Raw genomic sequence first — 12,691 nt, 5'->3', positions numbered from 1 at the left:
GTTGTGTAAGCTGATGCGAACCTCACTTTTTAGTAAGATTCACAACCATAAATACCTTAGTTAAGATTAATCGGCGATAAGGTAAAGCGATAACTTAAATCTGTCGCTTTAATGGAATATTTATCATGTACTAAACGCCCCCACGAGGTATCACCGCCTACCCCCATCTGCAAGTGATCGATATTTACTGTCGTTAAATCACGTCGAGGAACATCTATTGCGTGTTTCGTTGTTACCGGCACCAACCCAGATGCAGAAGCAGAGGCGTCACCTTTAGCAAAGTCAATATCAGCCTGTAAATAGGGCCATGCACTAACATTTAATAACTGCTCGCCTGCTGCTGTAAATCCGACACCGTTATCATTGGTGACCGTTAGCCAACGTACCTCAGTTTTATTGGCATTCTCTTGTGGACGAATATAGTGTTCAATTTGTTCATCTACTTTTGCTTTATACAATCCTACTTTTGCACCTGTTTTTCTATCCCAGTATGTCTCATGGGGTCCTCTACCGTACCAAGTTAAATTTTCAAATTGGCCTGGCATAACAAGTTGCATACCAAATCGAGGCAAGTTAGGTAACGTTTGACCATCGTCTAAATCAAGGGTTGAGGTAACTTGTAATTTGCCGTCTTTGGCAATCTCATAGTGTAAGCTAAATGAACCTGCAAAGTCCTTTGAACGGTAACGTGCTAACAACCCTGCATCGCTTACTTTTAAGCTAGTTAATGATAAACCTTGTTCTGCCGTTTGCCACATTGCAGCCCAGTTTTGCATATTATTACCTAAATCATTATCTGTAGGTGCACGCCAAAAATTAGGCTTTAAAGGTGCAAGCAACAGTTGTTCGTCATGATATTGATAAGCACTTAAATACCCGGTGTTTTTATCAAAAGTCGCCTTAAATTCATTTCCTGTGAAGTGGATAAATTGCCGATCTTTTGCTTGTATTAATTGTCCAGTCGCTGCAATGGTAAAAGGTGCTTGTTGTTCTTTGCTCTCAATAATAAATTGTTCAAAAGCAATTTCATGGCCGATAGGGAGTAAAGGTTGCTTACTCCTAATCACAGCACTTATCGTAATCACGTACTCTTTACTGTCATCAGTTAAAAGCTTACGAATAGGCAATGTTATTTTGCCTGTTTCACGGGGTGCGATAGCAGGCATAGATTGCTGGCCACTCGCTAGTTTTTCACCGTTTGCAGAAACCTGCCACTGTAATTGATATTCGCCGATATTGGTGAAGAAAAATTGGTTGTTAATTTCAAAAGTACCCGCTTTGGCATTTAAGGCGGTAAATTGAATATTTTGGTAAACCTTTTTTACTTCATATGCATGTGGGTGAGGTACACGATCTGGGTTGAATAAACCATTGTTTAAAAAGTTACCATCACTCGGTAATTCTGGATGAAAGTCTTTACCGTACGCATAGTATTTTTGACCATTATCATTAACATACTCCAATGATTGATCGACCCAGTCCCAGATAAAACCACCTTGTAATGAAGGATATTTTTCTATTGCTGCCCAATAATCTTTTAAATTGCCTACCGAATTTCCCATAGCATGAGCATATTCGATCATAATGCCAGGGCGATACGGATCAGACTCTGCATATTCAATTAAGCGTTCAATTGATGGATACATAGGCGCAAAAATATCAGTGTAATGCTCGGTACCAGCAGGTTCATATTGTACAGGGCGCGAATTATCGTTTTCTTTTAACCATTGGTAAGTTGCTTCGAAGACTTTACCTTCGCCAGCTTCATTACCAAGAGACCAAATAATAATAGAAGGGTGATTCTTATCACGCTCATACATACGACGAGTCCGTTCAATATGAGCAGGGATCCAGCTCTCTTCATTACCAATTTGTGTTGCTGGATTTGTTGCAAGCGGATGTGACTCAATATTTGCCTCGTCAATCACATATAGTCCATATTTATCCGTCAAATCATACCAATAAGGGTCGTTCGGATAATGGCTAGAACGCACAGCATTAATATTAAACTGTTTCATTAATTGAATATCACGTTCCATCGACGCTTTATCAACAACATGACCCGTGCGTGGATCCGTTTCATGGCGATCAACCCCTTTAATATAAATAGGCTGACCATTTACCAATAGTTGAGCATTTTTAATTTCAATATGACGAAAGCCAATATCATCTTTCACCGACTCTATTAACTGACCATTATGATCGAGAAGATTAATCACTAATGTATATAAGTTGGGGGTTTCTGCAGACCATAATGCAGGCTTGTCTAGCTCGCCTATTAACGAAATTTCCGTCGATTTTTTAGCAAAAAGTTGCACTTTTTTCTGACCACTAAGGACAGGTTTCATTCCATTTCTTGGATCTAGTAGTTTATATTCAATCTGAGAAACTTGCTTTTTATTTTGATAATTTTGAACGGTAACCGCTAAAGTAAATACACCTTGTGTAAAATTATTTATTAGACGTGGCTGAGCATGAAAATCGAAAATATGCTGCATTTTACTTGTAAATAAATAAACATCTCGTTCAATCCCCGATATTCGTAGCATATCCTGACTTTCTAAAAAGCTGGCATCGGTCCATCGTCTTATTTGAAAAGCTAAAAGATTGTCACCCGTTTGTATAAAGGGCGTTAAATCAAATTCAGCAGGTGTTTTTGCGCCTTGGCTAAAGCCCACTTTCTGTCCATTTAACCACACATCAAGCGATGACTTTGCTGCTCCTACATGTAAAAAGACTTTTTCCCCTCGCCACTGATCAGGTATGGTAAAGGTCTTCCGATAAGAGCCAATTGGATTATAGTCGGTAGGCACATTTGGCCACTTGGTAGTGAATGGAAACCTTTCATCTAAGTATATTGGGTAGCCATAACCTTCAATTTCCCAATTTCCCGGCACAGCAATTGTACCCCAATGACTATCATCAAACTCAGGTAAATAAAAGGATTTCGGTGCGCGTTTAGGTGTCTTTTTCCAGTCGAACGCCCATAAGCCATTCAGTAACATAAAGTTACTATTGAGTTCTTTTTGATCGATCAACGCGGCTTCTTCACTTTGAAATGGAAAAAGTGTTGCTCGTGGTTCAAGCTTATTAATTGCAAATACCGTATGGTCTCGCCATGGTTCTTTTAATTCACTTGCAACAACTATATTAACTAACAATAACAAGGATACTACTGCGAAAACTGGTTTTAATAACATTTTTATGCTCTTCTCAATCTTTATAGTATTTATACTACAATATATAATATAACAGACAAGAGAAAAATAGATATTTATTAAGCCTATTTCGTAATCACATGTAATTTAATGGTATTTTTATTATTAATGGGATAAAAATAAATGAATAATAAGTTAGTGCTGGAGTTAAGTAATTTACTCATTTATTATCAAAAGATTAAGTAAGCTTTCTCGGCTTTATTATAAATTCAAAGGGACCACATGCACGCTCGACATTTAAATTTAACTCAACAACTTGTCCATGAGCTTGGCCGAGCAATACTGAAAGGGAAATATAAAGTAGGCGATAAACTTCCTTCTGAAGCAGAGCTCGGTGAAATTTACGATATCAGCCGAAATGCTACTCGAGAAGCGGTAAAAATGTTAACGGCTAAAGGGTTGATTAATTCACGTCCCCGTAAAGGTATTCAAGTAGTTGAAAAGAACAAATGGAACTTGTTTGACACGGACGTACTCGGTTGGATTTTAGTAGGTAAACCTGATTTATATATGTTGCGTCATTTTTTACAGTTAAGGCAACCTGTTGAAGCACAAGCAGCATTTTTAGCAGCACATTATGCGACAAATGAAGACTATGAATCTATCGAACACGCTCTGTCAAATATGCAATTAGCTGAAGTTAATAATGATGCAGAAGCTACGCATCATTCTGATGTTGAATTTCATAAAGCCATTTTAAATGCAACACAAAACCCTTTCTTCATTCAATTAGAAAATTTTATTGAAACAGCATTACAAGTAAACTTACGCTACACAAATCGCATTAACCCAGTAACAGAACGTGAATACCAAGCACATGCCGATTTATTTGCGTCAATTAAAAATGGCGATGCCACTAAAGCATACAATTTCGCGATGAAAACACAATCAGCTACCTTAGCACTTGTTGATCAAGCAATTAAAAAGTTTGAAGCAAATCAATAGTGTAAAAACGGCTAAATTAAACTCATTAAGTAAAATTCAGCCCCCGACTTATAAAAAACAATGATTTAGCTATTTTTCCAGCGATAGCATGTATAAATGTGCTGCACTCCAACTAAAGTTTGTTGCTCCCTGCATTTCTCCTGTTTCAGGGTTATAATTTTCTCGAATTGGCTCGTTTAACACTAACCCTTGTGCATTATTAAACAGCTTATTAACCATAGTGTTTGCTTGCTTAGTGAAGCCGTAGTTGTTTAATGCTTCAATACCAAAATAGAATTGATCTAACCAAACACGGCCACGCCAATAAATATCTTTGTCATATGCAGGGTTTGTTAATGCTGCTGTTGGCATTGGAATTAGCGTATTAAATTGCTTTTCAGATAACATAGTTGCAACCACTTTATTTGCTTTTTCTGCAGAGGCAACTTCAGCCCAAAGCGGACTCCAACCTTCTGGCCCCATGCCACGATGTGTCAACAACTCACCCTGACACTCGAGTGGCTTCAAAGTTTTAGCACTTATTTGTAAGTCATAATAAAAACCAGTTTTTTGATCAAAAAAGCAATGATTGATCAAGCGAGTTAAGCTGTTTATATCTTTTAGCAAGTCATTTTTAAGTGACTCTTTGTTTAGTAAAGATGCCATCTCGGCTAATATTTTCTTTTCTTTCACCAAGTATGCATTTAACTCAACTGACTCTTGATCAATAGAAAAGCCAAGTAACTGACCTTGTCTGTCACGGTTTTCAAAAAACCTTACTTGCCAATCTTTTTTCGCTTTTGCTAAATTTCCTTGATAATGTTTTTGCGAATATGCGGTTAACTGGGTTTGATTAATAAAACCAAAGCGCGCCGCATTATCCATACCCGACTCCCAACCGGCGCCATGTTGAGCTCCAATGTCTAACTCTTTATAATCACCATTAGCCAGTACTTGCTCATAAAGTGCTAAACCTTGGCAAGACAACCATCCTTCATTAGCAGGCTGACAATGTTGTTTATATTTGTCATGACTTTTTCCGGTTACTTTCAAACTAAAACTGATATTGCCCTGTGCATCATTATGAAAACGATGTTTTGTTGCGCCATATTCAATTAATCCATTGTTATTATGGTCTCGATTTCGATACCACCAATCATGGTAATCTAATAAAGGTTCAAACATTTCTTTTACAAATGACAAATCTTGAGTTGTTTTATATATTTCCCAAACAGCCCAAGCGGCTAATGCGGGTTTGGTATTTCGTTCATTCCAATTGCCGCCGTCACCACTTCGCGCACTATCTTTGTTATAAAAAACAGCATCAATGACCATGCCATGATCTTGCGGACGAACTGGATCATTAGATTTGACCTGATAATCAAACATGGCTCTAATATTTTCTTTTGCCACTTCTGGGGCAAAATGCGCCATAGCAACTGCATGTTTCCAGCTATCCCATGCCCATACACCATTGAACCACCTTGCGGTGACTGAAGGCGTTACCCCATCATGTTTTAATTCACCAGCAGGGCTTCGCCAATTACCAATTAATGTTTCAATAGATTTGGCTGCGATATCTTGTTGTTTTTTATTTTCAATCAATTTAATACTGGTTAAGTATTGCTGCCAACGAATTGATGCATCTGATAAAAATTGTTCAGGGTTCACTAAAACTTTAGCGGTTAAATCCTCTCCAGACTTAGCTTCTTGTTCATTATGGTAATAGCTTTGCGTTGAATAAATAGTTTGATTTTCATTGGGTAATAAAGTCAGCGATGATTGGCTTGCATAAGACAACTGCTGCTGATCCAACGTTGTTTCGCTGTCAATTGAACGCTTAATAACATACTGAGAAGTTCCAGAAAACATCATGTTCCAAGTACTGCGAAGTCGTTCAAACTTAACCGTCACACCTTGTGCTGTTTTAGATAATTTACGTTGCCATCTCGAAAATTGCTCAGTCACTGATATTTCGGGCGTCCATTGCGATAATAATTCACCTGTCCATAACAAAGAAAGTTGTCTGGTTGTTGAGCTTAAATTATCGATTGAAGTGCTGACGAGTGCGGTTCGGTTTGACACAAATTGCAGGGTAAAAGTAACGTGGATATCTTCTCGACGATATTTCTGAACGAGCTTTCCAGGCAATGAATATTTTTCGTGGCTAAATGTTTGCCAGTCGATAACTTGACCATTTTCTTGATTGATCAGCGTTAGTTTTTCTAACTGCTGCGCGATAAATACTCCATATTCTTCTGCAATGACCATCGGGCCTGTAAAACCACCTAATTCACTATGATGAGTTGGTAACAAAAAGCCATGCCAACTACCAGCGTCAAATAACGGGTTATATTGTTGGTTACCATATTGGTCAAAATCTTGATGAGCAACCGGAGTGCCTGAACGATTAATCAAGTTTTTAAATTGATAATCTTCATCAAAAGCATGAACAGTACTCATTAAGAAAAGGGATAATCCCCCTATGAACCATCTATTTAACATAACGCCCTCTTTATTATTTATATCAAGTACTTATGGAAAAAATATTCACCCTCGCGATGAAACAATTTCGCGAACCCTTTCAAATATCCCATTTATACTATATATTTTACATTCTTCACATTTTTCGGGGAAAGTAAATGATTAAATCAATCGTTGTATTAGGTGGTGGTAGCGCAGGTTGGTTAACTGCATGCTTAATTGCCGCTAAACACGTTAACGAAAATTCTCCTTTTTCCGTAACCTTAGTTGAGTCTCCTAATATTCCAACCATAGGTGTAGGAGAAGGAACATGGCCAACCATGGTAAACACCTTACAACAAATTGGTATTAGTGAATTAACTTTTATGCAACGTTGCGATGCTTCATTTAAACAAGCGTCGAAATTTGTAAATTGGGTGAACAATAAACCAGGCGATGAATACTATCATCCATTTACCCCGCCACAGTCATTTGATCAAATCAGTTTAGGGAGAGCTTGGCAACAACAATACTCTGATAAGCCTTTTGCAGAAACCGTTTGTTTACAAGCATTACTTTGTCAGCAAAAACGTGCTCCTAAACAACTTAACCTTGGCGATTTCAAGACGATAGAAAACTATGGCTATCATTTAAATGCCAGTAAATTTTCACAGCTATTAACAGAACATGGCACTGAAAAACTGAGCGTTAAACATATCCTTGATGATGTTATCGCGGTAAAAAGTAAGTCAAACGGTGATATTGCATCATTAACCACCAAAGAACACGGAGATATTAACGGAGATTTATTTATCGATTGCTCGGGTCAAGCAGCAGCATTAATAGGTAAACATTATCAAGTGCCTTTTATCAGCAAAAAAGAGGTATTGTTTATAGATAAAGCCATTACAGTGCAGGTTCCCTACCCTTGTGAAAAAGCGCCAGTAGAATCTGCCACCATATCAACGGCACAATCCGCGGGCTGGATATGGGATATTGGCTTACCTAATAGGCGAGGCGTTGGGCATGTATTTAGTACAAAATATACAACTATTGAAGCAGCTACAGCACAACTTAAATCATATTTAGCACAATCTGTAGATAACATTGAACAACTTACTTTTAGAACACTTGATATCAACCCTGGATATCGAGCAACCTTTTGGCATAAAAACTGTGTTGCAGTTGGCATGTCTTCTGGCTTTCTAGAGCCTCTAGAAGCATCAGCATTAGTCATGGTGGAACTCGCCGCTAAAACACTTGCCCTGCAAATGCCAGCGAGTCGTGAAGCAATGGATGTTATCGCCCGCCAGTACAACAAAAATATGACCTTTCGATGGCAACGTATTATCGACTTTTTAAAGTTACATTATGTACTGAGCAAACGAGGTGATAGTGATTTTTGGCGTGATAACCGAGACCCAGCAACAATACCTGATTCATTAAAAGAGTTACTGACCTTATGGCAATACCAACCGCCAGAAAACAACGGTTTTTTAAGTCCTTACGATCTATTTCCCGCAGCAAGTTATCAATATATTCTTTATGGAATGGGGTTTAATACTCAAGTGAACTGTCTGGGTAACGAAACGGAATTAGCTAAATTATCAAACAATGCGATTGAAAAAGTAAAATCAAGACAGAGAAAAATGCCTGCTTTATTACCAACAAACCGTGAAATATTGACACAAATTAATCAATTGAATCGTGAAATTACTATAGACATTACTCAAGAAAATTTACCAACAAGTCAACCATGGCAATACGTACCCAACAATCATCTATCAAAAGTAAGCCAACAATATCCGGTGTTTTTTAAGAAAACAACATCCGGCTATTCACCTATTTATTTAACCCATTTAACTGACCAAGGTAAGCTTCTTCACGCTGACGATATCAATAGAAAAAGATACCTTGAGAATACGAATGCAACTACGCTATTACCAGTTAACGATGATGAATTATTAGAGCCGGTAAAACTCGACATTAGATTAAATGATGACACGGCAATAAAAGTGACCGGCTTATATGTATTTCAACAAATAAAATGGCAACAATTTAAGTCATCGCAACAATGTTCAGCAAAGTTAACCGAGCAGGTCGAATTAACGATGTCCTCTTTGCAACATGTATCACGGCTAATCGCCAAGGAAAACAAAGCAAGAAATATTTAATAAAACTGGTATTGGCGATAGCTTATGTTTGAATACTTACATTTAGTTTAATTCTGTACGATGCTGATTTAACAATTGTGTTAATTGCGCTTTTGTTTCTAAAGTATCCTTATGATTTCCCCCTAACACTACCGTTCTTGCTTGCAGCGTTTGTCGAAAGAGTGCTTCAGCAAATTTCACCCTTGTTGTTTCCATAAATAGCTTTGCTAAGTAATGATTTGCCTCTAACACTTCAGGGTGTTCTGAGCCATAAACAAGTGTGGCAGCTTTGATAAGTTGGGTTAATAAGTTTTCAGCCTGAGGATATTGCCCGTTTGCTAACTTTGTTAAAGCGAGCCCTTTTAAACAAAAAAGGCTATAAGGATTACTGATGCCTGATTTATTTAACCACTGTTCATAACAAAGCTGATAATATTGCTCTGCTTGTTTGTAGTCTTGCTGGGTATAATAAAGATCACCTAAATTTTCAACTGAATATAATGTATGACGAAAATTTTCGCCAAAAAACTCTCTACGCTTCTGATAAACCTGAGTAAAAATGTCTTCCGCTTGAGCAAATTCTTTGTTATTTAAATAATAACTTCCTAAATTGTCCAAGGCACCTAAGGTATCTTTATGATCATCGCCATAAATAGTTTTACTGACATCAATAGTTTCTTTTATTATCGTCAAATCATCCATGCCGTACTTTAAATTATTTAACCGGCTAAAATTGAACAATAAACCTAAATAACCTTCATCTTTTTCTAACTGATTTTCTTTGTATATATCAAACCCTTTAGATAAGTGTTGTTCTGCGGGGGCTATTTTCCCTAAATCAATATAAATAAGACCTAATGTTTTATGAAGTAAGGCTTCTACATGAGCGGGATAGGTATTTTGAGTAGGATCATTTAATTTTTTTCCGGCATCGATAAGCACATCAAGTAATGAGACTTCTTTACCTTGAGCAACAAAAGGGCTACTCGCCGCTAATGTATCTGTTAAAAATGTTGAAATTGCCTTTGTTTTTTGACTTTGCAGTAAAGCAATATCGCGCTCTTTCGCCACTTGTTTCGCTTGAAACCAAGTCAGAATGCTAAATCCCATAAGCGCAATAACGGCAAAGCTTAACACTAATTTTTTTCTTTCTTGGTAGCGTTTAGAACGCTTAATAAATGCAAGTTCGTTATCATTTAGCGTGATAGCTTTACTTTTGATTAAACCTTGAGCGTCGAGCACCTTTTGTTTGGAGTTAAGTAGTGCGTCATTCGCTTTGTGATTATCCAACCAAAATTGACAATCTTCCGCGAGTTGTTCTCGTTTATGTAGGGCAACGCTATTGTTGTTTAACCATAATTTAATACGTTGCCAATGCTGCAATAAAGCTTCATGAGCAATACTAATAAATTGAATATTTTGAGCACTGTAACCCCGATCTTCTGTTGAATAACGGCGTTGTTCACCGGTGTTAGTTTGAATGAGGGTGACAAATAAGCGGGCATTAAGAAAATGTTGAATGAATTTTTTTTCATCAGGCTTTTTAAAAAAATTTATCGGGACTTTTCGAGCAGTAACATTGTGTTTGTTTTTGTGGTCAACTTGAATTAACGCATGAAGAATATTATCCCAGCAAGCTTGTACACTTTTAGGCAACTCATTAAATACTTTTTCAGCTTGCTGTGCGATTGCCCCTTCAATCCCCCCCATTTTACGGTAAGCGCTCAGTAATAATACATTCTCTCGATTACGTTGCTGGTATAACAAATCTAAGGTGTATTCTAATAGTGGCAATGCATCGGGATTTTTTACTGCTGCCGCGAGTAATATTTCGTCTAAGCGTTCTTCGGTTTTTTCGTCATACTCAAAACTTAATCCTGCAGCAATGGCTGGATTTCTGATCATTCTAGTTATTTCAACCGGCGTAGGGGCTTGTAAGTCGTATTGTTTTCCTTGATCTTTTAATTCATAAAAACCATTTACATCAAGGCACTCAGCATAAAAGTCATTTCTAAGTATTGCGATGAAAAGTAACTGTTGGCATTGCGCGAGTATAGTTAAACAATTCACTAAATTTTGTTTATTGGCTTTAGTTAAATCTTCATCCAATAAAAATCTTTCAAATTGATCAATAACAAGCAATTTATAATCTTTAACTTGTTGAGATTGTTCAAGCTTAACTTCTTCATTCTTTTCACTAGGAATATCTTTTAAGGCACTTTTTAGCGCGAAAGGATCGTCAGCAATTTGTGAGATTAATGTTGGCAATTCAATAGAGGTATGTATTAAGTTAAGTTTTACTAAGGCATGTACAAGGGTTGCTATTGGTGATTCATCAATACTTTGGCTAGGGCTTACTATATGATATTGAGTTACTCTTAATTGTGAAAATCCAGTGTGACTGTTTAAAAAAGGTAACACTCCAGCTCTTATTAATGATGATTTACCACTACCGCTTTTACCTAAAAGCAATAAAAAGTTATTTGCTCTATTAACACTCGCTTTTAACTGGGAGATGACATCAACAATCGCTTTGGTTCTCCCGAAATAAACGTTACTGTGATGCTCATGAAACGTACTTAGCCCTAAGTATGGCGAACCTTTTGTCCACTTTTGTAATGATTGTCTTTCAGACACCTGGTTAGCTGTTGTTGGAAATTCAACTTCCGCTATTATTTTATAACCGCGACGATAAATGGTCTCAATATAACTGGGGTTTTTAGCATTACAACCAAGTTTTTTTCGTAACCCTGCAATACATTTTTGTACCGGTGCATCACCGTAAAAGGTACCGGACCAACAGGCAATTAATAATTGTTCTGCGCTAACCGTTTCGCCTATATGTTGGCAAAGGTAAATGAGAACATCCATCATTTTTGGTTCAATGACAAAGCGCTCACCTGCTTTTATCAGTTGGTTAGAATCGCCGTCAACTGACCATGCCCCTAAAACAAAAGTACGAGATAGATCTGATTGCTCTTTAGTCCTTTTAGAATCCACTCATTTCCTACCTTTTATTTAGAATAATGATAAATTTTTCCTAAAGCTTATAGTATAAGTTCAGGTTATGCCAATCAATGTCTATCTAAAAACCAAACTAAGCAACTGAATTTAATAGTTTTTATTAAAAACATTGAAATGGTAAGGAAACCGTAAGTCTTTTCTTCATTTTTTAAACAATAATGCTACGACATGGAGTAACCACTGAATATTAATACTTAGTATTTAACGTCGAAGGAGAAAATGATGAACTATACAACCAAACTATTGACAATAATTAGCCTAATGATTTTTCAAGCTTTAGCTAGTGCGAACAATATTAATGAGCATACTGTAAAAAGTAGTGAAAAATGGAGTTTTTCTAAAGAGTTAAAAGCACAGTTTGTTAAAAAAGAAAATGCTAATTACCTTGTTGTTAGTAATAAAAACAACGAAGTTATTGCTAAAAAGCTAATTCCAAGAGCTAAAAATTTATCTAACATCACTTGGTCGAGTAGCGATCAGTACTTAACATATACTGACAACGATCGAAGTTTATGGCTATTTAATATCGAAGAAAGCTCAGTAACGCTTATTGAACATAACCTGCTCAGCCAAACCCCTTTAAAATTTAATGCACAATGGTCACCAAATGGTCAATGGATGCAGTATATATCTAAAAACAACTCGCGATACCCAGCAAAAGTATATTCTTTACAACGAAAACGCTCTTACTTTGTACCTATTGCTTCAAATCTAATTTCTGATATTGCGTGGCATAGAGATAATAATGAATTAGTGATTAATGTTGAGCAACCAATACAATCACAACCTAAAATGTCGTTACTTGATATCAAGATGACCGTTAAATCTGGTACACAAGTAGTCCAACTTTATTAAAATATTATAAAAATTTAATTAGTTAGATTTTAGCGTCTAAGCAATTAATTAACT

At 36.8% G+C, this 12,691-nt stretch carries 6 protein-coding genes; 3 read left to right on the top strand and 3 right to left on the bottom strand.

The features are described from left to right. Window positions 1-56: 56 nt before the first annotated feature. The gene (gene lacZ, locus ABXH06_RS12295; RefSeq protein ID WP_353518408.1) at window positions 57-3,200 is read right to left on the bottom strand and encodes a beta-galactosidase, LacZ type; all 3,144 of its coding nucleotides are present in this window, start codon (window positions 3,198-3,200) and stop codon (window positions 57-59) included. A gap of 240 nt (window positions 3,201-3,440) precedes the next feature. On the opposite strand from lacZ, the gene ABXH06_RS12290 reads away from it, so the two are divergent. Further along, window positions 3,441-4,163: a FadR/GntR family transcriptional regulator gene (locus ABXH06_RS12290; RefSeq protein ID WP_311582288.1), complete on the top strand. Its 723-nt coding sequence runs from the start codon at window positions 3,441-3,443 to the stop codon at window positions 4,161-4,163. 69 nt (window positions 4,164-4,232) lie between these two features. On the opposite strand, the gene ygjK is transcribed toward ABXH06_RS12290, so the two are convergent. Continuing rightward, window positions 4,233-6,647 carry an alpha-glucosidase gene (gene ygjK, locus ABXH06_RS12285; RefSeq protein WP_353518407.1) on the bottom strand — a complete coding sequence of 805 codons (2,415 nt, stop codon included), beginning with the start codon at window positions 6,645-6,647 and terminating at the stop codon, window positions 4,233-4,235. A gap of 137 nt (window positions 6,648-6,784) precedes the next feature. Between ygjK and ABXH06_RS12280 the strand changes: the two genes are divergently transcribed. Beyond that, window positions 6,785-8,779: a tryptophan halogenase family protein gene (locus tag ABXH06_RS12280; protein ID WP_353518406.1), complete on the top strand. Its 1,995-nt coding sequence runs from the start codon at window positions 6,785-6,787 to the stop codon at window positions 8,777-8,779. A 42-nt stretch (window positions 8,780-8,821) separates the two neighbouring features. Here ABXH06_RS12280 and ABXH06_RS12275 read toward each other — a convergent pair whose 3' ends face one another. Further along, window positions 8,822-11,758: an nSTAND1 domain-containing NTPase gene (locus ABXH06_RS12275; protein WP_353518405.1), complete on the bottom strand. Its 2,937-nt coding sequence runs from the start codon at window positions 11,756-11,758 to the stop codon at window positions 8,822-8,824. Between the two features lie 243 nt (window positions 11,759-12,001). On the opposite strand from ABXH06_RS12275, the gene ABXH06_RS12270 reads away from it, so the two are divergent. Beyond that, window positions 12,002-12,637: a hypothetical protein gene (locus ABXH06_RS12270; protein WP_311582277.1), complete on the top strand. Its 636-nt coding sequence runs from the start codon at window positions 12,002-12,004 to the stop codon at window positions 12,635-12,637. The last annotated feature ends 54 nt before the right edge of the window (window positions 12,638-12,691 follow it).

The organism is Thalassotalea sp. SU-HH00458 (assembly GCF_040362795.1).
Classification (GTDB): domain Bacteria; phylum Pseudomonadota; class Gammaproteobacteria; order Enterobacterales; family Alteromonadaceae; genus Thalassotalea_H; species Thalassotalea_H castellviae.
The sequence above is the reverse complement of the archived record's forward strand: the minus strand, read 5'-3'. Positions and strand labels throughout refer to the sequence as shown.